This window comes from Klebsiella sp. CD33 (assembly GCF_051992865.1).
In the GTDB taxonomy this organism is placed as follows: domain Bacteria; phylum Pseudomonadota; class Gammaproteobacteria; order Enterobacterales; family Enterobacteriaceae; genus Klebsiella; species Klebsiella pneumoniae.
Map to the genome: position 1 here is coordinate 1,752,770 of NZ_CP197023.1, position 23,929 is coordinate 1,776,698.

Genomic DNA, 23,929 nt, shown 5'->3' on the forward strand with positions numbered 1-23,929 from the left:
TTGACTGCGATCATGTTTCCGCTTTAAACATCTCACTTGCATGCATAAAAATGTGAAATGAATTGGCATGCGAGCTGGTACAGACATTACGGATAATCCCTGAGCACGGCAGTGGACATCATCGAAGGATCACAGGTATATGAACTGGCAACTCATCTCATTTTTTGGCGATAGCACCGTTTTGCTGCCCAGCGCAGCGGCGCTGTTTATTGTCCTGATGCTGCGTAAAACGTCGCGGTTGCTGGCGTGGCAGTGGAGTTTGCTGTTCGGCATCACCGGCGCTATCGTCTGCGCCTCCAAACTGGCCTTTATGGGCTGGGGTCTGGGTATTCGCGAGCTGGATTACACCGGCTTCAGCGGCCACTCCGCGCTCTCCGCGGCCTTCTGGCCTATCTTCCTGTGGCTGCTCAGCGCCCGTTTCTCCGTCGGTCTGCGTAAAGCGGCCGTTATTACCGGCTATGTTCTGGCCGCCGTGGTGGGCTATTCGCGACTGGTCATCCATGCGCATTCCGTCTCGGAAGTGATTGCCGGCCTGCTGCTGGGCGCTGCTGGCAGCGCTTTGTTCCTGGTGTTGCAAAAACGTACCTCTGATCCGGAAAGCGTGAATATCTCATGGGGCGGTGTTGCATGCCTGGTGATGGTCCCTCTTATCCTGTTACATAGCGGCAGCAAAGCGCCGACTCAGTCCCTGCTGGGACAAATCGCCACCGCGGTGGGGCCGCTGGATAAACCCTTTACGCGTACCGATCTGCACAAGCAGGCCTGGTAATCGCCATTTGTTTTACAGGGGAAATTAAGTTTTCGCCGGTTAATTAGACAAATAAGAAAATAATCTACTATATATCCGGTAATTGATAATTCATATTTATGAAATAATGAAGTGCTACTACATTGTTAGTGTCAGTTTACGTGGATATAGCTGTGATCAGACGTTTCTTAAATGCGTTTAGAGAGCACCTGTTCCACGTTGGATGAATAATCCTGCATCGAGAAACTATTAGAATTTGTAGTTGACTGTAGCGTCATCATCTGATTTTGAAATGACGTAAGCGTGATGAAAAAGGTCTTTTTTTACAGAGGGTTATCCGTGTCTGAGCCGGCATAGCTTCGCCAGGCAGAGGTTCGGTGGATAAGAGCAATAAATAATCTTTATTGGCGAGACGCTTATTTTTCGCTAATAAACAGCGGGTGGGATTAATTGGCAAATATTCGGCAGTAAGACTCCCAATTGTGACCGAAATCCCGTAGACTTAACGCCGCAAAAAATAAAGGCCTGACCAATTTATGACCCAAAGGCCGATTAAATACGCCGTTCAGGTAGTCAGTGCGCTGGTAGCTGTTAAGCCAGGGGCGGTAGCGTCGCTGAAATCACCTTCTGCTGTACAAAATTCCAACTCTGAACGGCTATAAAAATCGATGCAATCTGGGTGATTAACGCCATAAGATATCTATCATGCTCATCAGGTATCCCTATAAAGAGGTCAGGAGCGGCTGCTGATATCGCCTGTTCACCAACATTCCCGTCTCATCGATAGCCTGTACGGTAAAATTCGCCTACATTGTGAGCTGGGTGGGTGTTATAAAGGTTAACAAGCAGCTTAGGGTAAATGTACTTGCCTCGCCGGTGTTGCACAGCGAAGTCAGCTGGTGCCGCGAGCGCTTTCTATCTTGGTATTCCCCTCATTCTCATTGAGAAACAACAGCGGGGCTGAAAATGGATCTTGTACAATGATAAAAATTGCGCGCATTGCCGTTACGTTGGGTTTGCTTTCCTCACTGGGAGCCCAGGCTTACGCGGCCGGGTTAGTGGTAAATGACAACGACTTGCGTAACGACCTGGCCTGGCTTTCCGATCGCGGGGTCATCCATCTGAGCCTGTCGACATGGCCGCTAAGCCAGGAAGAGATCGCCCGGGCGCTTAAAAAGGCCAAGCCGTCCTATTCATCTGAGCAAGTGGTACTGGCCCGAATTAACCAGCGACTGTCTGCCTTAAAAGCGGATTTCCGGGTCACCGGCTACACTTCAACCGATCAACCGGGCACTCCGCAGGGGTTTGGTCAGACACAGCCAGCGGATAACTCGTTAGGCCTGGCGTTCAACAACAGCGGCGAGTGGTGGGATGTTCACCTGCAGGGCAACGTCGAAGGGGGGGAGCGGATCAGCAACGGATCACGCTTCAACGCTAACGGCGCCTACGGTGCGGTGAAGTTCTGGAACCAGTGGCTCTCCTTCGGTCAGGTACCCCAATGGTGGGGACCGGGCTATGAAGGGAGCCTGATCCGCGGGGATGCCATGCGGCCAATGACTGGCTTCCTGATGCAGCGGGCCGAGCAGGCGGCACCAGAGACTTGGTGGCTGCGCTGGGTGGGGCCATGGCAGTACCAGATCTCCGCCAGCCAAATGAATCAGTACACCGCTGTGCCACATACTAAAATTATCGGCGGCCGTTTCACCTTCACGCCATTCCAGTCGTTAGAATTAGGTGCGTCTCGCATTATGCAGTGGGGGGGGGAAGGTCGACCAGAATCTTTTAGTAGCTTTTGGGATGGTTTGACTGGCAAAGATAATACCGGGACAGAGAATGAGCCGGGAAACCAGTTGGCAGGCTTTGATTTTAAATTCAAGCTGGAGCCGACCTTGGGTTGGCCAGTTAGCTTCTATGGGCAGATGGTTGGCGAGGATGAATCTGGCTACTTACCATCGGCGAATATGTTCCTGGGAGGGGTGGAAGGACACCACGGTTGGGGTAAAGATGCGGTGAACTGGTATATTGAAGCGCATGATACTCGTACGAATATGAACAGAACAGGGTATAGTTATTGGCATCATATCTATACGGATGGTTATTATCAGCAGGGCTATTCACTAGGTGATGCCATGGGTGGGGATGGCCAATTATTTGCCGGAAAAATTGAGATCATAACGGAGGATAACCAGCGCTGGAGCACGCGTCTGGTATACGCCAAAGTTAACCCAGAAAATCAATTGATTAATAAAGCATTCCCTCATTCTGATACCCTAAAGGGAGTACAGCTAGGCTGGAGTGGGGATGTTTATCAATCGGTTCGACTAAACACTTCTTTGTGGTACACCAACGCTAACAACAGCGACAGCGATGACGTTGGCGCCAGCGCAGGGATAGAAATACCGTTTAGTTTATAAGGCTGAATGCTGAAAACAGGGGAGAGAGTGTGATAGCGCTGCAGGACGCAGTCAGTTTTTCTCTCCATAAGCCGGCATGGAAGCAACGGCGATGACAGCTGCTCAGGAATTGGCAATCTTGGTTTACTAATGATGTGACATTATGAAGAAAAAAATTGTTAAAATTTCGGCATTAGCGTTGGTAATCGGCTTTTTATCGGGCTGTACCATTATCCCGGGTCAGGGATTGAATAGTTTACGTAAGAACGTGGTTGAGCTACCGGATAGCGATTACGATCTGGATAAATTGGTCAATGTCTATCCTATGACACCTGGGTTAATTGATCAGCTTCGTCCTGAATCTGTGTTAGCACGACCAAACCCGCAATTGGATAATTTATTGCGTAGCTATGAATATCGTATTGGGGTTGGCGATGTACTTATGGTAACCGTATGGGATCACCCGGAATTGACTACTCCGGCAGGCCAGTACCGTAGCGCGAGCGATACTGGTAACTGGGTTAATTCTGACGGAACTATTTTCTACCCCTATGTCGGTAAGGTGCAAGTAGCTGGAAAAACCCTCAGTCAGGTACGCCAGGATATCGCCAGCAGATTAACGACTTATATTGAAAGCCCTCAGGTTGATGTAAGCATAGCATCTTTTAGATCGCAAAAAACCTATGTTACAGGTGAAGTTGTTAAATCTGGTCAACAACCAATCACTAATATCCCGTTGACTGTAATGGATGCTATTAATGCCGCGGGTGGCTTGGCTCCTGACGCTGATTGGAGAAATGTCGTTCTCACGCATAACGGTAAAGATACTAAGATCTCCTTATATGCCTTAATGCAAAAAGGTGATCTCACACAAAATCACTTGCTTTATCCGGGTGATATTTTATTTGTACCACGAAATGATGATCTGAAAGTGTTTGTCATGGGCGAGGTAGGTAAACAAAGCACCATGAAAATGGATCGCAGTGGGATGACGTTAGCTGAAGCTATAGGTAATGCTGAAGGAATGTCACAAGCATTGAGTGATGCGACAGGTGTATTTGTAATAAGACAGCTCAAAGGTGATAAGCAAGGTAAAATCGCTAATGTTTACCAATTGAATGCGAAAGATGCATCTGCCATGGTACTAAGCACCGAATTTGCTTTACAACCTTACGACATTGTTTACGTTACAGCTGCTCCAGTAGTACGTTGGAACCGTGTAGTCTCTCAATTGGTTCCAACTATTACCGGGGTACATGATATGACAGAAGCCGCGAGATATGTAAGGAACTGGTAACCATATGTTTAAATCAGTTTTAGTTGTTTGTATTGGAAATGTTTGCAGATCACCAACTGGCGAAATGTTGCTGAAAAAAAGACTGAAAGATTTCAAGATCGGTTCTGCAGGACTCGGTGCTTTAGTTAACCATCCAGCGGACGCTACAGCAAAAAAGGTCGCCTTTGAGAACAATTTAGATCTTGATCAACACATTGCAAGACAAGTAACTAAAGATATTTGTAAAGAATATGATTTAATACTTGTTATGGAAAAAAAACATATAGACCTAATATGTAAACTAGCTCCGGAATTACGTGGCAAAACTATGTTATTCGGACATTGGATAGGGCAACGAGAAATAGCCGATCCATATATGAAAAGTAAAGAAGCGTTCGAATCTGTATATAAACTTCTCGACGAATCAGCTCAAAAATGGGCAGACGTCTTAATTAAATAGTGCAGGGTATCAGATGACTGATAAACTTAATTCAATGTCTACAGGAAGCCAAGAAAGTGACGGGATCGATCTAGGTCGTTTAATTGGTGAAGTTATTGATCATAAAGGATTGATAATTTCTGTAACTTTCTTTTTTATGGGGCTAGGTTTTTTATATGCATTTTTAGCTCCACCCGTATATGAAGCAGATTCATTAGTGCAGGTTGAACAAAATGCAGGAAATAATTTTTTATCGAGCCTTTCTGACGTTCTTCCAACAACACCGCCTCAATCAGCAGCTGAAATTGAACTAATTAAATCTAGGATGGTGCTTGGTAAAACTATCAATGATTTAAATCTGAGCGTAGTAATTGAAGAGAAAACTACGCCTATTATAGGTCAGTTTTTAAAGAAAATACGTGGTGATGACGGCAGTAAAATAAATGTAAAATATTTTAATGTCCCTCATGATGCGTTAGACACGAAGTTTACAATCAAAATAACTGGTAAAGACAGCTATACCATTAATCTTGATGATGCCGGCGAATTGAAAGGTCAAGTTAATGAGCCCGTATCGAAAAATGGATTCGAAATATTGCTGACGCAAATTGAGTCTCCGCCAGGTACTGAATTTAGTATAAAACGCAAAGATACTCTTCAAGTACTCAGTGATCTTAATGACGCATTCACTGTCGCAGATACTGGAAAAGATACAGGTGTATTGTCGCTATCATTAACAGGAAATGATCCTGAAAAAATAAAGACGATACTTCAAAGTATTACTGATAATTATTTGTTACAGAATATTGAGAGAAAATCGGAAGAGGCAGCAAAAAGTTTAAACTTTTTGGATCGAAAAATCCCTGATGTAAAAAATGAGCTTAATGCTGCAGAAAATAAGCTAAATTATTACAGACAGCAAAATAGTTCTGTTGATTTAACTATGGAGGCAAAATCTCTTCTGGATACAATGGTTCAATTAGATGCGCAGATTAATCAACTAACATTTTCTGAGGCCGAAGTATCCAAACTATATACAAAAGAGCATCCAACATATAGAGCTCTTTTAGAAAAAAGAAAAACTCTGGAAGAAGAAAAAAATAATCTTAAGAAAAAGATTAATAATCTTCCAGAAACACAACAAGAAGTATTACGTTTAACTCGTGATGTCCAGGTTGGGCAAGATGTCTATTTACAACTATTAAACAAAGAACAAGAATTGAGCATTACTAAAGCAAGTACAGTGGGTAATGTTCGAATAATTGATAATGCCGTAACACAGCCCGATCCAATCAAACCTAAAAAGCTGCTTGTAATAGTCGTTCTAACGGTGTTTGGAACAATGCTGTCCTTGATGTATGTCATAGTTAAGGTTGCGTTCCATAAAGGTGTTCAAAGTGCCGAACAACTTGAAGAAAATGGTTTGAATGTGTACGCGAGTATCCCTTTATCTGACTGGCAGTTGAAAAATGTAAACAACAGCAGGAAAAAGGATAAGAAAAAATTTGATGTATTAATTAAGGAGAATGGTGCAGATTTAGCTATTGAAGCTATTAGAGGGTTACGGACGCGTTTATATTTCGCAATGTTAGAAGCGAAAAATAATATTTTAATGATATCAGGTCCAAGTCCTGAAATAGGCAAAACCTTCGTCAGTACTAACCTTGCAGGGGTAGTTGCTCAGGCAGGACAAAAAGTTTTATTAATTGATGCAGATATGCGACGAGGATATATGCATCACTACTTTGGCGGTTTGCCCAACAATGGCTTGTCAGAGATACTCACAGGTAGGGTAGATTACGAGAAGGCTGTTGTTCATACTGATATAGCTGGCTTAGATTACATTGGTCGTGGTGAAATACCACCAAATCCAGCGGAGCTATTAATGGGGAGTCGCATTGAAAAGTTCCTTGAGTGGGCAAGTGGAAAGTATGATCTTGTATTAGTAGACACTCCGCCAATTTTAGCAGTGACCGATGCTGCAATAATTGGTCGCCATGTAGGAACCACATTATTAGTTGCTCGCTTTGAAAAAAACACTGTCAAAGAAATCGATGTTGCTAAAAATAGATTGGAACATAGCGGTGTTATAGTTAAAGGCGTAATATTAAATGCTGTGACCAGAAAAGCTAGTAATAAATATGGTGAATATGCGTATTATGAATACGAGTATAAATCGAAAGAATAGATAAGCTAAATTAATTTCCCGGGTTTAATACAAACCCGGGTAAATTTAATTTACTTAAGGACTGGGTGTGAATAAAAGAATACTAAGCATGCTATTATCACAAGGATTTGGCCTTGCGATTAATGTTATAGAAAAACTACTTATAGTACCATTATTTATTCATTCATGGGGATTGGCTAAGTTTGGTGAGTGGATATTAATTAGGACGATACCTAATTTATTATTAACTACAGATGTAGGTATTGCAAGCCATGCAGGAAACGCAATCAGTGTAGCGATAATAAAAAAAGAATATAATGCAGCTGCTCATGTAATAAAACTAAGTGTTTTTTTGATATTTTTATTATTAAGTATCATTTTGGTTTTTGGAATAGGACAGTTTTTTTTTGATTTAAGAAGTTTTTTAGGTATAGCCGATTCTGATGTAAATTTAATAACCTATTCCGTTTTATTTATGTCTCTACATGCAGGCATGATACTATGCTCTCAAATATTATGCTCGCTTGGACGTGCAACAGAAAGATATCATATATATAATGCATTGGCACAATTTACACGCTTTTTAGAAATAGCCTTTGTATGTATAGTATTAATAACAGGTGGAGATATCGTTGAAGCATCTATTGCTTATTTACTCGCGAGATTAATAGTTATAACTATTATGATAAGCCTTTTGATAAAACAATTAAAATTTATTAAGATTGAAATATTTAATGCAAAAGTTTCATTAGGACAGTTTTTTACTTTTATTAAGCAATCTATTCCATATGCAGGAATACCTTTCAGTCAAGCTGTATTTCTTCAGGGTAGTTCAGTTATTATATCATCATTTTACGGTCCGGCGGTTTTAGCTTTTGTTACTGTTATACGAAATACATCTCGTTTTATGGTAATGTTCTCCTCATTATTAGGTAAAAGTATCTGGGCTGAACTTTCGAGGTTATGGGCAGAAGAGAAATATAAAGAATTCAATAGGGTTTTTTTAAAGTTTAATGTTGTGAATTTTGCCATATTATTTATGGCAAGTGTTATTCTTGTATTTGGTTATGACTATTTCTGTCAATGGTTTCAATTGAAGGATGTAGCAACGAAGCAAGATTATATTCTTTATTTAGTTGTATCGTTGCATTCATTGTTGATCGCTATTTCATATTATAATAGTGTCTCTTTATTATCGACTGAAAGGCATCAAAAATATGCTAAGATAATAATGTTAAATGCAATTTTGACAACTGCTTTGTTTTGGTTGCTATCAGTTTTAACGGATTCATTAACTTGGGCATATGTTCTGGCATTTTGTATAACAGAAATGGTCATAGCATTATGGTTGTTATTAATTAGTCTCAATAAAAACTATTTACGGGAACGAGAAATTTAATATGTTTTTATTTTATAAACCAACAACACAATACGAAAATCTTGGCGATGCATTAATTGCAAAAAATCTATTAGATATATTAAGTAAAAAAGGTACTATTTTTTTGCTAACAGAAGACATCCCTAAAGGATTTGTCGATATCATTAAAAATGATAATTGTGTCGGAATTAGCAAAGTTAAATTTGCCCTGATGCCTTTAGTTTATCGTCTATTAAATAGAGATGTTGCCTTTATATATAAGCCGGGACATCTGTTTGGGGGTAGCAAGGAATATGGAACCGGCATCAAGGCGCTTTTAAAAATAAGTTATGTCAATGTATTGCACTTCATAGGTGTGAAGATTATTAAGACAGGTGTTTCTGTAGGCCCACTAAGTGGTTCTTTTTTAAAAGCGGAAATGAATATTAGTGCTAAATCTTATATATATGGTGTTCGAGAAGATTATTCATTGAAGTTTGTGGAGGGTAACTCATTTAAAAAATATAAGAGAGTTTCAGATTTAGCTTATTACTCTATTTTAAAAAATAGAGAGAAATATTTAGATGAAAAAAGAGATACAATAAGTTATTCATTTCGTCCGTATAAGCAATCTAATCTGCCACCTGAGTTACAAGCGAAAAAGATAGCATCGGCAATACTAGACGTAGCTACAAAGAATAGTATTAAAATTGTAAACAATGTAACACAGGTTCAAACTGATATAGTATTTAACAATTTAATTGAAAAAGAACTTGTTGCAAATGGGTTAATTGTCACAAAGTATTATTATGATATAACAAAAACAAGTTTCGAAGCTCTTGGTGATATTTATAAAAAAACAAAAATTATTCTTTCCAATAGATTGCATAGCCTCTTATTTGCTTTCGAATATGGAGCGTATCCAATTGCCATAGGGGATAAGGATGAAAATTTTAAGGTGTTTCATGTATTGAATGATCTTAAAATGGATCATATCATCGTAAATATTGAAAACGATGATGTAAACCGTTACGAACTTGAACGAGCAATTCAATCCCAACTATTAAATTCAAATAAATGGAATGGTAATGATGCAATGTGTGATTTTATTTGAATTTTAATATCTCATAAAGGGATGAAAAACAATGATATCAGGTGCTCTTTACATCATTGCTGTACTAAGTCTGTCATGGCTTAGACCGATGGTTGGGTTAGCTTTAGCATCAAATGCATACTTATTTAATGCTATGATAAGTGGCGGAGATTCTGATTCTCCTGTATTTAATGTGTTAGGACCGTTAATTTGCTTTGTCACAATTTTCAGCAAAGTCATTCTTAAAGATAAAGTTTCATTAGTTAGGTTTAAATTCGCAGATGGAATAATATTTGGATTCTTTTTACTCTATATATTATCTGCTTTTTTCTCAAATGACTTAGTCATAGGGCTAGAATTTTCGTTAAGATATCTTTTCCTTGGTGCTTCATTTTATTTCTTCGCACGATTTAGTTATGTATTGTACTTAGATAAAGGTAAGTTTATTAATGATTACATGCATGGAATTTTAATAACTGGCTTTATTGTTGCTGTGACAGCATTAATGCAAAATAATAGCTCTTCGCAATATACAATGCGCCTTACAGTAGGTGATTCAAGCACTATACCTCTTGCTATTACTTTAGGTCAGGCAGCTGTTGTGAACGTGTACTATATAATGACTCAAAAGGGCAAAAAAAGTATTCCTTATTTAATATCATTCCTTCCTATCGTTTATGCATTTCTCGCCGCAAATACGAGAAGTGTAGTTATTGGATTTATTTTGGCTTTATTGCTTCTTTTATCGTCAGATAAATTTTCTATTGTAAGAAAGAATTTTGGTAAAGTGTTACTAGCTATAAGTGGAATGGCAGTTTTTATAGGGTATATTATAACCAATAATGCAGAATTAGTAGCTCGTTTATTTTCAACTTTCGGTCATATTGCTACGGAGCAATATGGCCAGTCCGAAAGTGAACGAATTGATGCTTGGCATCATGCAATAGCCACGTTTTATGAGCATCCAATACTTGGAGAGGGAGTGGGAATATTCATTCAAAGATTCAACATGTACCCTCATAATATATTCTTCGAATCTGCAGCAGAAACGGGAATTGTTGGCATATTATTAACCGTAGTACTTATAGGAAGTTGTTTTTATAGCATTATTACAAATAAAGGGGATGTCAAAACTCCTGTAGTAGCGGCAATGTTCATTTTCTTATTTTTTGTTTCACTTGTAAGCTTATCGTTTTGGATGCATAAAGCACTCTTCACTTCGATTGCATTAATTTTCATTACATATGGTAATTTAGAAAAGGGACAGAATAATTTTTAATGCAAAAAGATTTAAAATAATAGAGGAAGAACAATGCTAATTGTACTAACGCAAATGGCCATTGCAGATTATAGAAATCAGTTTATTCGTCATCTTGTTGATGTAATGAATGATCGTGATATGCAATTTAAAATCGTAGTTGGTGAAGAGTATTTTGAAGAATCCACCAAAACAAGCAAACTTGTCCTCTCGCTAGATGAAACAACGGTAATAAAAAATTCTTTTTTCTTTAAAAGAAAATTGGCATTTCAACACCTTCCTTGGAGGACTGTCCTTAAAGCTGATATTCTTATATGTGAACTTAATCCTAGAATCCTTTCAGTTTGGCTTGTTTTGTGTTTACGTAAAATTCTTAATAAAAAAACAGTCTTTTGGGGGCATGTTTGGGCAAGGAAAGGTAAAGAAAGCAAAACAGAAAAGATTAGAAACTTAATGAGAAAAGCGTCAAGCTCATTATTATTGTATACCAATAATCAGAAACAAGAATTACTTAATGCTTATGGCGAAAAATGTAAAAAAGAGAATGAAATTTTTGTTGCTCCAAACTCTCTTTATTACAGAAATGACATGATGAATGTTTTGTCCTCTAAATCCACTGGTGTAATATATGTAGGACGTTTAGTTTCAAGTAAAAAAGTTGATGTGTTAATTAAAGCAATTCCGTTAGTTTGTAAAGTCGAACCGAGTATTGTTTTTCATATTGTTGGCGATGGCGAACAATCGAATGAATTAAAAAAAATATCGCGTGATCTCGGCATCGATGAAAATGTTATGTTTTACGGACATATCGCAGATCATTCAAAACTGAAGGAGATTTATTCAAAAAGCTTTGTATCAATATCTCCGGGATATGTTGGTCTCTCAATAACCCAAAGTCTTTCATTTGGTGTGCCTATGTTGGTTTCAAAGGATGAAAACCATTCTCCTGAACTTGAGGCATTACAGACCGGGTTGAATGGAGGATTCTTTAATACGAATGATCCTCAGTCATTAGCAGATGAAATCTTAAAGTATTTTCACGGGCGTCAATATAATATGTTTGACGGAGAAAAAATAGTTAATGATTGTAAACATAGGTATTCAGTTGAGACTATGGTTGATGGGGTAATTGAAAGTGTCACGCAAACAAGATAATCCCGATGTTCAAAGGAGTTTTTTAGTTTCCTTAATCAGATCCTTTATAAGAAATTGGAGATTTCAATTAATTAGATTTAAAAATAGAGGGAAAATTTCGCGGGGAAAAAATGCTTATGTTGGCCCAGGTGCAAATGTTTATATCCCTAATTTTGTAAAAATGGGTGATAACGTATCTATTGGTGCTGATTTTATTTCACAAGTGAATCTGACTATTGGAAATGATAGTTTAATATCCTCACGTGTATCATTTATTGGTAACGACCATGATTTATTCAATGAGTCATCTTCAGCATATTTCTCTGGAAGAAACAAGCCTGCCACTATAGTACTGGAAGGAGATAATTTTATCGGATTTGGTTCGGTTATTTTGGGAAATGTCACGATAGGGAAAGGTGCTATTGTTGCAGCCTGTTCATTTGTTAATAAAGATGTCCCACCTAATTCTGTAGTAGGTGGGGTACCTGCAAAAGTATTAAGAAATCGTTATTGATTATAATTAATAGGAAACAAGAAATGACTAATGTAAAAAAAGCTCTGATTACCGGTATCACTGGGCAAGATGGTTCATATCTCGCAGAATTTCTGTTAGAAAAGGGATATGAAGTTCACGGGATTAAAAGACGTTCTTCTTCTTTTAACACTGATCGCGTAGATCATATTTATCAAGATCCACATTCATCAAACCCAAAATTTCATTTACACTATGGTGATTTATCAGACACATCAAACTTAACTCGTTTGATCTCCGAGATTCAACCCGATGAAGTGTATAACTTGGGGGCTATGAGTCATGTCGCTGTGTCTTTCGAATCTCCTGAATACACAGCGGACGTCGATGCTATTGGCACATTACGTCTTTTAGAGGCTATTCGTTTTCTGGGACTAGAGAAGAAAACTCGTTTCTATCAAGCATCAACTTCTGAACTTTATGGTTTAGTGCAGGAAATTCCGCAAAAAGAGACAACTCCATTCTATCCGCGTTCTCCGTACGCAGTTGCCAAGCTTTATGCATATTGGATTACTGTTAACTATCGTGAGTCATATGGAATGTACGCGTGTAATGGTATTCTGTTTAACCATGAATCGCCACGCCGTGGTGAAACGTTTGTAACAAGAAAAATTACACGTGGGCTTTCCAATATTGCTCAAGGATTAGAAAAATGTCTTTATCTTGGTAACATGGATTCTTTGCGAGATTGGGGTCATGCGAAAGATTACGTTAAAATGCAATGGCTAATGCTTCAACAAGAACAACCGGAAGATTATGTTATTGCGACCGGCGTCCAATACTCTGTACGTCAATTCGTAGATTTTGCTGCATCAGAGTTGGGTATTAAATTGCGTTTTGAGGGGCATGGCGTTGATGAAGTGGGGATTGTAGAAAGTGTTTCTGGTGAAGACGCACCTGCAGTTAAAGTAGGTGATATAATTGTAGCTGTTGATCCACGATATTTCCGTCCTGCTGAAGTGGAAACCTTGCTTGGAGACCCTTCGAAAGCCCACGATAAATTAGGATGGAAACCTGAAACAACATTACAAGAAATGGTTGTCGAAATGGTAAGAAAGGATCTTGAGGCAGCTAAAAAGCATTCTCTTCTCAAATCACATGGTTACGAGGTTTCAATTTCTCTGGAGTAAAGAAATGACTATTAAGAAGAGAGTTTTTGTTGCTGGGCATAATGGTATGGTTGGTTCAGCAATCGTAAGACAATTGAAAAATAGAGACGACATTGAACTCGTACTGCGTTCACGTCAGGAGCTCAACCTGCTTAATGCTCAAGACGTAAATCATTTTTTCGCTAATGAGCGTATTAATGAAGTATATTTAGCTGCTGCAAAAGTTGGCGGAATAGTCGCGAATAACACTTATCCGGCTGATTTTATTTATGAAAATATTCTTATTGAAGCAAACATCATACATGCTGCACATGTTAATGATGTAAATAAAATAATGTTTTTAGGCTCATCATGTATATACCCTAAATTTGCTAAGCAACCGATAAGCGAGTCTGAATTACTGCAAGGAACACTTGAATCTACAAATGAGCCGTATGCTATAGCAAAAATTGCCGGTATAAAACTCTGCGAGTCTTATAATCGGCAACATAATAGAGATTATCGTTCAGTAATGCCAACTAATTTATATGGAGAAAATGATAATTTCCATCCTTCTAACTCGCATGTAATTCCTGCATTATTGCGGCGCTTTCATGAGGCAAAGTTAGAAGGACTACCACAAGTCGTTGTTTGGGGTAGTGGAACGCCGATGCGTGAGTTTCTACATGTTGATGACATGGCTGCTGCATCTATTTATGTCATGGACCTTGATAAATCTATTTGGCAGGAGCAAACACAACCAATGTTGTCACATATTAACGTTGGTACTGGAGTTGATTGTTCTATTAGGGAATTAGCCGAAACCATATCAAAAGTGGTTGGTTATCGCGGAGAGGTAGTTTTTGATTCAACCAAACCTGATGGCACTCCAAGAAAATTATTAGATGTTTCGAGATTGGAAGGCTTAGGTTGGAAGTATCAAATTAAGCTTGAGGCAGGTTTAACTCGGACTTATGAGTGGTTTTTAAAGAATCAGCAAAGCTTCCGGAGTTAATATGTTTTTAGATGATGATGCATTTAAAAATGTAATAAAGAATACGCCGCTAATCTCAATTGATTTGATCATACAAAATGAGAAAGGTGAGTATTTAGTTGGTAAAAGAAACAACCGCCCCGCAAGGGGCTTTTGGTTTGTTCCTGGAGGTCGCATACAAAAAAATGAGACATTAAATAATGGCTTCACCAGATTAATTCAAAATGAAATTGGTATTGAGATGCTGAGAAATGAAGCCACTTTTCTCGGTGTTTTTGAACATTTCTATGATGATAATTACTTTAATAGTGAATTTAGTACTCACTATATAGTATTGGCTTATAAAATATCTATTTTATCCAATGGCTTAGTATTTCCGCATGAACAGCATAATGAATATCTCTGGATGAGTGCGGATGAAATCCTTAATAATGATTTAGTGCATTTTAATACTAAAGCTTATTTTATGGATGTTTCTTAGGACTTTTAGGTATGAAATTACTTGTATATGGAATCAATTATCGTCCTGAATTAACTGGTATTGGCAAGTATAGTGGTGAAATGGTGAAGTGGTTTGTTGAAAATGGTCTTGACGTTAGGGTCATTACTGCTCCACCATATTATCCTGCGTGGAAGGTTGCTGATAATTATTCTGGATGGAAATACGCTAAAGAAAAACTTCCTGAAGTAGTATATAGATGTCCACTTTATGTTCCTAATAAACCTTCAACGATAAAGCGTTTATTGCATTTGTCTAGTTTTGCATTTAGTTCTCTTTTCCCTCTTTTAATGCAAGCACGTTGGAAACCCGATTATGTTATTTGTATTGTCCCCACATTATTCTGTGTGCCGGGAGCCCTGTTATTAAGAAAACTAACGCGTGCTAAAGTAATAATTCATATACAAGATTTCGAGGTCGATGCTATGCTCGGCCTAGGGATGGCAAAGAAAGGTGTGTTTGCGAAATTTGCCAAAAAGTTTGAAAAATGGTGTTTAACGTCTGCAGACAAAGTATCCACTATATCTAAAACGATGTTATTGAATGCCTCTGGTAAAGGAGTGCCGCGAAAAAATCTAATTTTTTTCCCTAACTGGTCTGAGCTTGAAAGGTTTAAAAATGTTAAAAGTGACCAATCAGTCATGCTGAAAGAAGAGTTTGGAATAGCCGATGACAGAAAAGTTATACTTTACTCTGGCAATATTGGTGAAAAACAAGGACTTGAGATTGTCATCGCTGCTGCACAAAAGTTGGCAATGAAAAATTATGTATTCTTGTTTGTTGGTCAAGGAGGTGGTAAAGAAAATTTAAAAAAAATGAGCTCGGACCTGAATTTGGATAATGTCATTTTTAAACCTCTACAGCCTTATGATCTATTACCAGCATTATTAAATCTTGCTGATTGTCATCTTGTTGTTCAAAAGAAAGGTGCAGCTGATGCTGTTTTGCCATCCAAGCTTACGAATATTCTCGCCGTAGGCGGTAATTCAGTCATTACGGCAGAAGAAAATACTGAACTTGGTCAGTTATGCAAAAATAACCCAGGTATAGCGCAATGTGTAGAACCTGAATCTGTTGATGCCCTTATATCTGGTATTGAACAGTGTTTGTTGATGCCTCGGCAAAACAATATAGCAATTGAATATGCCAACGCATCACTTGATATGAATAATGTACTTTCAAATTTTATAGTAGATATACAAAACTAAAATTTATATCAACAAGGGATTAGCAATTAGATTACGTTAGGTGGAATGGATTCCCTATTTTTACAACGTCAACCATTATCTAGGCCTATTTTAGGTTCGTTTAACTATTTAATTAAGAATATTGATGTTTCTTAACTTAATGTTATAGGCCTTTCTTTTTCTCTTGTTGACGTTTATATTTTTAATAATATAGGTGAAAGAGTTCGAGATTAATGAAATAATATATCTTTAATCTACTGAACTTCAGGATTTCTATTGCAAATTATTATTTCATAAGGTTCAATATTTTAAGGAAATCTTCATGGCAACCTTGTATCATCGGACTCGCTCGAATGCGAATGCTTCCTTGATTTCAATGGCTCAACGCTTCTCCGATGTGGTCATAATTTTTTTGGGATTGTATTTAGTTTGCGTTATGAATTCAGTCTCGTTTGAATACCGACATGCTTTGATGTCATTGCTATCTCTGGTTATTTTTCAGATGATAGGGGGCATAACTGATTTCTATCGCTCATGGCGCGGAGTTGCTTTTTCTACTGAGTATATTTTAATACTTAAAAATTGGACGCTTAGTTTATTAATTGCTCTTGGTCTTTTGTCCCTCGATTCTTCAATTGATACGCGTTTCTTTTTTTTCTTTCAATGGTATCTATTAGTTGATATTGGTTTTCTTGTTTGTCGCTCTATCATTAGACTTATTTCTGGTTTGCTTCGCAAGTTTGGTTACAACACCAGGAAGGTTGCAGTTGTTGGTTCTTTACCTGCGGGTATTAATTTATTAAAAAGTTTTATTGAAGAACCATGGTTAGGTTTTGTTGTAAAAGGTGTTTATGATAACATTCAACTCGATACTTCCGAATATGACAATGTACCTTATGCTGGCAATATAGACAAGCTTATTCAGGAAGCTCGTGATGGAAAAATCGATCGTATTTACATCGCGATGAGCATGCATGATGAATCCAAAATTAAGGACATTGTGAGACAATTAACTGATACTACTTGTTCCGTATTGTTAATTCCTGATATCTTTACTTTTAATATTCTTCAGTCACGTACTGAAGAAATAAATGGAGTGCCAGTTGTTCCTTTGTTTGATTCACCGCTGAATGGGATCAATATGGTGTTTAAACGTTTGGAGGATATTATTGTATCATCTTTGATTCTTATTCTGATATCACCAATTCTTCTTGTTATTGCTACTGCTGTTAAAACGACCTCGAAGGGCCCTGTCATTTTTCGGCAAGTGCGTTATGGTATGGACGGGAAACCTATTAAAGTCTGGAAATTTCGCTCGATGACTGTTATGGAAAACGACGATAATGTTATTCAGGCTACAAAAAATGATATCCGCGTGACTAAAGTCGGCAAGTTTTTACGCAGCACTTCCTTAGACGAACTTCCGCAGTTCTTTAATGTACTTTTTGGACAGATGTCCGTTGTAGGACCTCGACCACATGCAGTTTCTCATAATGAGCAATATCGGTCCTTAATTCAGGGGTATATGCTTCGTCATAAGGTTAAGCCAGGTATCACAGGCTTAGCACAAATTAATGGTTGGCGTGGTGAAACTGATACTTTAGAAAAAATGGAAAAAAGAATCGAATATGATTTGTTATATATCAGAGGTTGGAGCATTTGGTTAGATCTAAAAATAATATTCCTTACTGTTTTTAAAGGATTTATTAACAAATCTGCTTATTGATAAGATGCTGCTTAAGATAAGCATTGTGCATTTATAGTCCAAAATTTATATGTTGTGCTAGTTAACAAATTTTCACTATGAGCTCTATGTACTTTGGGCTAACATTATCATCACATTTCAGCTGCGAACGTGTCGCAGTGACCACACCAGACAGGAGTATGTAATGTCCAAGCAACAGATCGGGGTTGTCGGTATGGCTGTGATGGGGCGTAACCTTGCGCTGAACATCGAAAGCCGCGGTTATACCGTCTCCGTTTTCAACCGCTCCCGTGAAAAGACCGAAGAAGTTATTGCCGAAAATCCAGGCAAGAAGCTGGTTCCTTACTATACAGTACAAGAGTTTGTTGAATCCCTCGAAACACCACGCCGTATCCTGTTGATGGTGAAGGCCGGGGCTGGCACCGACAGCGCCATCGATTCCCTGAAGCCTTACCTCGATAAAGGCGACATCATCATTGATGGCGGCAACACCTTCTTCCAGGACACCATCCGTCGTAACCGTGAGCTATCTGCCGAAGGTTTTAACTTTATCGGTACCGGTGTTTCCGGTGGTGAAGAAGGGGCTCTGAAAGGGCCTTCCATCATGCCTGGTGGGCAGAAAGAAGCCTATGAGTTAGTTGCTCCGATTCTGAAGCAGATTGCTGCGGTTGCTGAAGACGGTGAGCCATGTGTCACCTATATCGGTGCTGACGGTGCAGGCCATTATGTGAAGATGGTTCATAACGGCATCGAGTATGGTGACATGCAGCTGATTGCTGAAGCTTATGCGCTTTTGAAAGGCGGTCTGGCACTTTCCAACGAAGAGCTGGCGCAAACCTTCACCGAATGGAACGAAGGTGAGCTAAGCAGCTACCTGATCGACATTACCAAAGATATCTTCACCAAGAAGGATGAAGAAGGTAAGTACCTCGTTGATGTCATTCTTGATGAAGCAGCAAACAAAGGTACCGGTAAGTGGACCAGCCAGAGCTCACTGGATCTCGGCGAACCTCTGTCTCTGATAACCGAGTCCGTATTTGCTCGCTATATTTCTTCGCTTAAAGACCAGCGTGTAGCCGCGTCGAAAGTGCTGAGTGGTCCGCAGGCCCAGCCGGCCGGTGATAAAGCTGAATTTATCGAAAAAGTGCGTCGCGCGTTGTACCTCGGTAAAATCGTCTCCTATGCTCAGGGCTTCTCCCAGCTGCGTGCTGCTTCTGATGAATACAACTGGGATCTTAACTACGGCGAGATCGCTAAGATTTTCCGTGCTGGCTGCATCATTCGTGCGCAGTTCCTGCAAAAGATCACTGATGCTTATGCGCAAAACGCTGGCATTGCTAACCTTCTGCTGGCGCCATACTTCAAACAGATCGCTGATGACTATCAGCAAGCGCTGCGTGATGTGGTGGCTTATGCCGTGCAGAATGGTATTCCGGTACCGACGTTCTCTGCCGCAATTGCCTACTACGACAGTTACCGTTCCGCAGTTCTGCCAGCTAACCTGATTCAGGCGCAGCGTGATTACTTTGGTGCGCACACCTATAAGCGTACTGATAAAGAAGGTATATTCCATACCGAGTGGTTGGAATAATCTTTATATACTACAGTCAGGCCAATTAGCCTGACTGTTATCTATTTTTTTTCTACAATAAACTGATCAAAGTCATCTTATTTGCACGTCCTCATTATTTTCAGCTCTAATAACCAAGTGCTGATCTTTTAAGAATTTGCCATATTTATACTTCTGTACATCTATAATAAGCTGCTTCTGGCCTCAGAATATATCTGGGTGTTTAATAACAGGGTCTTAATTAAAGGATATTAATATGTTGCTTCCTGTGATAATGGCTGGTGGTACCGGCAGTCGTCTCTGGCCGATGTCTCGCGAGCTTTATCCGAAACAGTTCCTCCGCCTGTTCGGGCAGAACTCCATGCTGCAGGAAACCATCACCCGACTCTCGGGCCTTGAAATCCATGAACCGATGGTCATCTGTAACGAAGAGCACCGCTTCCTGGTGGCCGAACAGCTGCGCCAGCTCAACAAGCTGTCCAACAACATTATTCTTGAGCCGGTCGGGCGCAACACCGCCCCGGCCATCGCCCTGGCGGCCCTCCAGGCCACCCGCCACGGCGACGACCCGCTGATGCTGGTCCTCGCCGCCGACCATATCATCAATAACCAGCCGGTCTTCCACGACGCCATCCGCGTCGCCGAGCAGTATGCCGATGAAGGCCATCTGGTCACCTTCGGTATCGTGCCGAACGCCCCGGAAACCGGCTACGGCTACATCCAGCGCGGCGTGGCCCTCACCGACAGCGCCCATACTCCGTACCAGGTGGCCCGCTTCGTGGAGAAGCCGGACCGCGAGCGCGCCGAGGCTTACCTCGCCTCCGGGGAGTACTACTGGAACAGCGGCATGTTTATGTTCCGCGCCAAAAAATACCTTTCCGAGCTGGCCAAATTCCGCCCGGATATCCTCGAAGCCTGCCAGGCCGCGGTCAATGCCGCCGATAACGGCAGCGACTTCATCAGCATCCCGCATGACATTTTCTGCGAGTGTCCGGACGAGTCTGTGGACTACGCGGTGATGGAGAAAACCGCCGACGCGGTGGTGGTCGGTCTCGATGCCGACTGGAGCGACGTCGGCTCCTGGTCCGCCCTGTGGGAGGTCAGCCCGAAAGACGGGCAGGGTAACGTCCTCAGCGGCGACGCGTGGGTGCACAACAGCGAAAACTGCTACATCAACAGCGACGAGAAGCTGGTGGCGGCCATCGGCGTGGAGAATCTGGTGATTATCAGCACCAAGGACGCCGTGCTGGTGATGAACCGCGAGCGTTCCCAGGACGTGAAGAAGGCGGTCGAGTTTCTCAAGCAGAACCAGCGCAGCGAGTACAAGCGCCACCGCGAGATTTACCGTCCCTGGGGCCGCTGCGACGTGGTGGTCCAGACCCCGCGCTTCAACGTCAACCGCATTACGGTGAAACCGGGCGGCGCCTTCTCGATGCAGATGCATCACCACCGCGCCGAGCACTGGGTCATTCTCGCCGGCACCGGCCAGGTGACCGTCAACGGCAAGCAGTTCCTGCTGACCGAGAACCAGTCCACCTTTATTCCGATTGGCGCCGAGCACAGCCTGGAAAACCCGGGCCGCATTCCGCTGGAAGTGCTGGAGATCCAGTCGGGGTCGTACCTCGGCGAGGACGACATTATTCGTATTAAAGACCAGTATGGTCGTTGCTAATTTTTTCGGGACAAAACGCAGAATGACACAGTTAACATGCTTTAAGGCTTATGACATCCGTGGTGAACTGGGCGAGGAGCTGAACGAGGACATCGCCTACCGTATCGGCCGCGCCTACGGCGAATTTCTGAAACCCGGGAAGATAGTGGTGGGGGGCGATGTGCGCCTCACCAGCGAGTCGCTGAAGCTGGCGCTGGCCCGCGGGCTGATGGACGCCGGCACCGACGTGCTGGATATCGGCCTGAGCGGCACGGAAGAGATTTACTTCGCCACTTTCCACCTCGGGGTGGATGGCGGTATCGAGGTGACGGCGAGCCATAACCCGATGAACTACAACGGCATGAAGCTGGTGCGCGAGAACGCGAAGCCCATCAGCGGCGACACCGGGCTGCGGGATATCCAGCGCCTGGCGGAGGAGAACCAGTTCCCGCCGGTGGACCCGGCGCGTCGCGGGACCCTGCGTCAGATATCGGTGCTGAAGGAGTACGTCGACCACCTGATGGGCTACGTGGACCTGGCGAACTTCACCCGTCCGCTGAAGCTGGTGGTGAACTCCGGCAACGGGGCGGCGGGGCACGTGATTGATGAGGTGGAGAAACGCTTCGCGGCGGCCGGGGCGCCGGTGACCTTTATCAAGGTGCATCACCAGCCGGACGGCCATTTCCCGAACGGTATCCCGAACCCGCTGCTGCCGGAGTGCCGCCAGGACACCGCCGACGCGGTGCGTGCGCATCAGGCGGACATGGGGATCGCCTTTGACGGCGACTTCGACCGCTGCTTCCTGTTCGATGACGAAGCGTCGTTTATCGAGGGGTACTACATTGTCGGCCTGCTGGCGGAAGCGTTCCTGCAGAAGCAGCCGGGGGCGAAAATCATTCACGACCCGCGTCTGACATGGAACACGGTGGACATCGTGACCCGCAGCGGCGGCCAGCCGGTGATGTCGAAGACCGGGCATGCGTTCATCAAGGAGCGGATGCGCCAGGAAGACGCCATCTACGGCGGGGAGATGAGCGCGCACCATTACTTCCGCGACTTCGCCTACTGCGACAGCGGGATGATCCCGTGGCTGCTGGTGGCTGAGCTGCTGTGCCTGAAGAACAGCTCGCTGAAATCGCTGGTGGCGGACCGCCAGGCGGCGTTCCCGGCGTCGGGGGAGATCAACCGCAAGCTGGGAAATGCAGCGGAGGCGATAGCGCGCATCCGGGCGCAGTATGAGCCGGCGGCCGCACACATCGACACAACGGACGGTATCAGTATTGAATACCCTGAGTGGCGCTTTAACCTGCGCACGTCCAATACCGAGCCGGTGGTGCGTCTGAACGTTGAGTCCAGAGCGGATACTGCGTTAATGAATGCAAAAACCGAAGAGATTTTAGCTCTTCTCAAGTAATGCATTATCCATAATGGAAGCCATAGGGTTAGATTTTAATCGTATTTTTGACCTTATGGCTTATTCTTGACATCCCACTGGTCAAAGCGTAAAACCGCCCACAGAATTATTTAATTTCGTGGCTATCCGCCATTATCCAGTTAACTGATTAAAGTGTAATCTCATGAAAATTACTATTTCCGGTACAGGTTATGTTGGTTTATCGAACGGTGTCCTGATCGCGCAAAACCACGAAGTGGTGGCCCTGGATATCGTACAGGCCAAAGTGGATATGCTTAACCAGAAGATCTCTCCGATTGTCGATAAAGAGATTCAGGAATATCTGGCAGAAAAACCGTTAAATTTCCGTGCCACCACGGATAAGCACGACGCGTACCGCAATGCCGACTACGTGATCATTGCGACGCCGACCGATTACGATCCCAAAACTAACTACTTCAACACCTCTACGGTGGAAGCGGTTATTCGCGATGTCACAGAGATCAACCCGAACGCGGTAATGATCATTAAATCGACCATCCCGGTGGGGTTCACCCGCGACATCAAAGAACGTTTAGGGATTGATAATGTTATTTTCTCTCCTGAGTTCCTGCGTGAAGGACGTGCGCTGTACGACAACCTGCACCCGTCGCGTATTGTCATCGGTGAGCGCTCCGCGCGTGCCGAACGTTTCGCTGATCTGCTGAAAGAAGGCGCGATCAAGCAGGATATCCCGACCCTGTTTACCGACTCTACCGAAGCGGAAGCGATCAAACTGTTCGCTAACACCTATCTGGCGCTGCGCGTTGCCTATTTCAACGAGCTCGACAGCTATGCTGAAAGCCAGGGGCTGAACAGCAAGCAGATTATCGAAGGGGTATGCCTGGATCCGCGTATCGGCAATCATTATAACAACCCGTCCTTTGGCTACGGCGGCTACTGCCTGCCAAAAGATACCAAGCAGCTGCTGGCGAACTACGAATCGGTCCCGAACAATATCATCGCGGCTATCGTCGATGCCAACCGTACCCGTAAAGACTTTATCGCGGATTCTATTCTCGCTCGTAAGCCGAAAGTAGTGGGTGTGTATCGCCTGATCATGAAGAGTGGTTCGGACAACTTCCGTGCCTCTTCTATTCAGGGCATTATGAAGCGCATCAAGGCGAAAGGTATTCCGGTTATTATCTATGAACCGGTGATGCAGGAAGATGAGTTCTTCAACTCCCGTGTCGTGCGCGACCTGAATGCCTTCAAGCAAGAAGCTGATGTGATCATTTCTAACCGTATGGCGGAAGAGTTGGCGGATGTGGCGGACAAGGTCTACACCCGCGATCTGTTTGGTAACGATTAATTCTGCCTGTCTGACACTGGCGGTTCCCTGCCGCCAGTGTTCTTCTTTATCTCCCCGCTATATCCCTCACTACGCGTATTTCTCGAACATTCAG

Annotated in this window: 19 protein-coding genes and 1 pseudogene; 19 read left to right on the forward strand and 1 reads right to left on the reverse strand. The window is 42.2% G+C overall.

The window, feature by feature from the left end; translation table 11 throughout:
* Nucleotides 1-139 precede the first annotated feature (139 nt).
* Nucleotides 140-769, forward strand: a complete 630-nt coding sequence (locus ACR809_RS08665; RefSeq protein WP_020324300.1) for a phosphatase PAP2 family protein — start codon at nucleotides 140-142, stop codon at nucleotides 767-769.
* Nucleotides 770-1,313: 544 nt separating this feature from the next.
* Here the strand turns inward: ACR809_RS08665 and ACR809_RS08670 are convergent.
* Nucleotides 1,314-1,441: pseudogene (locus tag ACR809_RS08670) on the reverse strand (hypothetical protein).
* 287 nt (nucleotides 1,442-1,728) lie between these two features.
* On the opposite strand from ACR809_RS08670, the gene ACR809_RS08675 reads away from it, so the two are divergent.
* The 18 genes from ACR809_RS08675 (at nucleotide 1,729) to ugd (ending at nucleotide 23,835) form a co-directional block, all read left to right on the forward strand.
* Nucleotides 1,729-3,162: a capsule assembly Wzi family protein gene (locus tag ACR809_RS08675; RefSeq protein WP_101970433.1), complete on the forward strand. Its 1,434-nt coding sequence runs from the start codon at nucleotides 1,729-1,731 to the stop codon at nucleotides 3,160-3,162.
* Nucleotides 3,163-3,304: 142 nt separating this feature from the next.
* The gene (locus tag ACR809_RS08680; protein ID WP_014907221.1) at nucleotides 3,305-4,438 is read left to right on the forward strand and encodes a polysaccharide export protein; all 1,134 of its coding nucleotides are present in this window, start codon (nucleotides 3,305-3,307) and stop codon (nucleotides 4,436-4,438) included.
* Nucleotides 4,439-4,442: 4 nt separating this feature from the next.
* Complete coding sequence (locus ACR809_RS08685; protein WP_015875029.1) at nucleotides 4,443-4,877, forward strand: arsenate reductase/protein-tyrosine-phosphatase family protein; 435 nt, start codon at nucleotides 4,443-4,445, stop codon at nucleotides 4,875-4,877.
* Between the two features lie 13 nt (nucleotides 4,878-4,890).
* Nucleotides 4,891-7,044 carry a polysaccharide biosynthesis tyrosine autokinase gene (locus tag ACR809_RS08690; protein WP_015875028.1) on the forward strand — a complete coding sequence of 718 codons (2,154 nt, stop codon included), beginning with the start codon at nucleotides 4,891-4,893 and terminating at the stop codon, nucleotides 7,042-7,044.
* 67 nt (nucleotides 7,045-7,111) lie between these two features.
* Entirely contained in the window at nucleotides 7,112-8,422 is a 1,311-nt protein-coding gene (locus tag ACR809_RS08695) for a lipopolysaccharide biosynthesis protein (RefSeq protein ID WP_124743276.1), read from the forward strand.
* Between the two features lies 1 nt (nucleotide 8,423).
* Nucleotides 8,424-9,494, forward strand: a complete 1,071-nt coding sequence (locus ACR809_RS08700) for a polysaccharide pyruvyl transferase family protein (protein ID WP_015875026.1) — start codon at nucleotides 8,424-8,426, stop codon at nucleotides 9,492-9,494.
* Between the two features lie 31 nt (nucleotides 9,495-9,525).
* Nucleotides 9,526-10,752: an O-antigen ligase family protein gene (locus ACR809_RS08705; protein ID WP_015875025.1), complete on the forward strand. Its 1,227-nt coding sequence runs from the start codon at nucleotides 9,526-9,528 to the stop codon at nucleotides 10,750-10,752.
* Nucleotides 10,753-10,785: 33 nt separating this feature from the next.
* On the forward strand, nucleotides 10,786-11,886 hold the full coding sequence (locus ACR809_RS08710; protein WP_014907226.1) for a glycosyltransferase: 1,101 nt from the start codon (nucleotides 10,786-10,788) through the stop codon (nucleotides 11,884-11,886).
* Nucleotides 11,867-12,379, forward strand: a complete 513-nt coding sequence (locus ACR809_RS08715) for an acyltransferase (protein ID WP_015875024.1) — start codon at nucleotides 11,867-11,869, stop codon at nucleotides 12,377-12,379. The genes ACR809_RS08710 and ACR809_RS08715 overlap by 20 nt, the downstream gene beginning before the upstream one ends.
* A gap of 23 nt (nucleotides 12,380-12,402) precedes the next feature.
* Nucleotides 12,403-13,527 carry a GDP-mannose 4,6-dehydratase gene (gmd, locus tag ACR809_RS08720; RefSeq protein ID WP_014907227.1) on the forward strand — a complete coding sequence of 375 codons (1,125 nt, stop codon included), beginning with the start codon at nucleotides 12,403-12,405 and terminating at the stop codon, nucleotides 13,525-13,527.
* Nucleotides 13,528-13,531: 4 nt separating this feature from the next.
* Nucleotides 13,532-14,500 carry a GDP-L-fucose synthase gene (gene fcl, locus ACR809_RS08725; protein ID WP_014907228.1) on the forward strand — a complete coding sequence of 323 codons (969 nt, stop codon included), beginning with the start codon at nucleotides 13,532-13,534 and terminating at the stop codon, nucleotides 14,498-14,500.
* A gap of 1 nt (nucleotide 14,501) precedes the next feature.
* Nucleotides 14,502-14,960 (forward strand): GDP-mannose mannosyl hydrolase, encoded by a 459-nt coding sequence (locus ACR809_RS08730; protein ID WP_014907229.1) that lies wholly within the window; start codon nucleotides 14,502-14,504, stop codon nucleotides 14,958-14,960.
* Between the two features lie 11 nt (nucleotides 14,961-14,971).
* The gene (locus ACR809_RS08735) at nucleotides 14,972-16,186 is read left to right on the forward strand and encodes a glycosyltransferase WbuB (protein ID WP_115223853.1); all 1,215 of its coding nucleotides are present in this window, start codon (nucleotides 14,972-14,974) and stop codon (nucleotides 16,184-16,186) included.
* A gap of 301 nt (nucleotides 16,187-16,487) precedes the next feature.
* Nucleotides 16,488-17,891 (forward strand): undecaprenyl-phosphate glucose phosphotransferase, encoded by a 1,404-nt coding sequence (gene wcaJ, locus ACR809_RS08740; RefSeq protein ID WP_048291666.1) that lies wholly within the window; start codon nucleotides 16,488-16,490, stop codon nucleotides 17,889-17,891.
* A 163-nt stretch (nucleotides 17,892-18,054) separates the two neighbouring features.
* Nucleotides 18,055-19,461 (forward strand): NADP-dependent phosphogluconate dehydrogenase, encoded by a 1,407-nt coding sequence (gene gndA, locus ACR809_RS08745; RefSeq protein ID WP_014907233.1) that lies wholly within the window; start codon nucleotides 18,055-18,057, stop codon nucleotides 19,459-19,461.
* A gap of 235 nt (nucleotides 19,462-19,696) precedes the next feature.
* Entirely contained in the window at nucleotides 19,697-21,112 is a 1,416-nt protein-coding gene (locus ACR809_RS08750; protein ID WP_014907234.1) for a mannose-1-phosphate guanylyltransferase/mannose-6-phosphate isomerase, read from the forward strand.
* A 22-nt stretch (nucleotides 21,113-21,134) separates the two neighbouring features.
* Nucleotides 21,135-22,505, forward strand: coding sequence for an O9 family phosphomannomutase RfbK (gene rfbK / locus ACR809_RS08755; RefSeq protein ID WP_004899416.1), 1,371 nt, complete (start codon nucleotides 21,135-21,137; stop codon nucleotides 22,503-22,505).
* A gap of 163 nt (nucleotides 22,506-22,668) precedes the next feature.
* The gene (gene ugd, locus ACR809_RS08760; RefSeq protein WP_004175261.1) at nucleotides 22,669-23,835 is read left to right on the forward strand and encodes a UDP-glucose 6-dehydrogenase; all 1,167 of its coding nucleotides are present in this window, start codon (nucleotides 22,669-22,671) and stop codon (nucleotides 23,833-23,835) included.
* Nucleotides 23,836-23,929: the final 94 nt, after the last annotated feature.

What these genes read in the sequence shown, in the direction of transcription:
- wcaJ (WP_048291666.1), top strand. Translation starts at nt 16,488, where the DNA reads ATGGCAACCTTGTATCATCGGACTCGCTCGAATGCGAATGCTTCCTTG.
- gmd (WP_014907227.1), top strand. Translation starts at nt 12,403, where the DNA reads ATGACTAATGTAAAAAAAGCTCTGATTACCGGTATCACTGGGCAAGAT.
- ACR809_RS08730 (WP_014907229.1), top strand. Translation starts at nt 14,502, where the DNA reads ATGTTTTTAGATGATGATGCATTTAAAAATGTAATAAAGAATACGCCG.
- ACR809_RS08675 (WP_101970433.1), top strand. Translation starts at nt 1,729, where the DNA reads ATGATAAAAATTGCGCGCATTGCCGTTACGTTGGGTTTGCTTTCCTCA.
- ACR809_RS08680 (WP_014907221.1), top strand. Translation starts at nt 3,305, where the DNA reads ATGAAGAAAAAAATTGTTAAAATTTCGGCATTAGCGTTGGTAATCGGC.
- ACR809_RS08750 (WP_014907234.1), top strand. Translation starts at nt 19,697, where the DNA reads ATGTTGCTTCCTGTGATAATGGCTGGTGGTACCGGCAGTCGTCTCTGG.
- ACR809_RS08665 (WP_020324300.1), top strand. Translation starts at nt 140, where the DNA reads ATGAACTGGCAACTCATCTCATTTTTTGGCGATAGCACCGTTTTGCTG.
- gndA (WP_014907233.1), top strand. Translation starts at nt 18,055, where the DNA reads ATGTCCAAGCAACAGATCGGGGTTGTCGGTATGGCTGTGATGGGGCGT.
- ACR809_RS08710 (WP_014907226.1), top strand. Translation starts at nt 10,786, where the DNA reads ATGCTAATTGTACTAACGCAAATGGCCATTGCAGATTATAGAAATCAG.
- ACR809_RS08685 (WP_015875029.1), top strand. Translation starts at nt 4,443, where the DNA reads ATGTTTAAATCAGTTTTAGTTGTTTGTATTGGAAATGTTTGCAGATCA.
- ACR809_RS08700 (WP_015875026.1), top strand. Translation starts at nt 8,424, where the DNA reads ATGTTTTTATTTTATAAACCAACAACACAATACGAAAATCTTGGCGAT.
- rfbK (WP_004899416.1), top strand. Translation starts at nt 21,135, where the DNA reads ATGACACAGTTAACATGCTTTAAGGCTTATGACATCCGTGGTGAACTG.
- ugd (WP_004175261.1), top strand. Translation starts at nt 22,669, where the DNA reads ATGAAAATTACTATTTCCGGTACAGGTTATGTTGGTTTATCGAACGGT.
- ACR809_RS08735 (WP_115223853.1), top strand. Translation starts at nt 14,972, where the DNA reads ATGAAATTACTTGTATATGGAATCAATTATCGTCCTGAATTAACTGGT.
- ACR809_RS08705 (WP_015875025.1), top strand. Translation starts at nt 9,526, where the DNA reads ATGATATCAGGTGCTCTTTACATCATTGCTGTACTAAGTCTGTCATGG.
- ACR809_RS08690 (WP_015875028.1), top strand. Translation starts at nt 4,891, where the DNA reads ATGACTGATAAACTTAATTCAATGTCTACAGGAAGCCAAGAAAGTGAC.
- fcl (WP_014907228.1), top strand. Translation starts at nt 13,532, where the DNA reads ATGACTATTAAGAAGAGAGTTTTTGTTGCTGGGCATAATGGTATGGTT.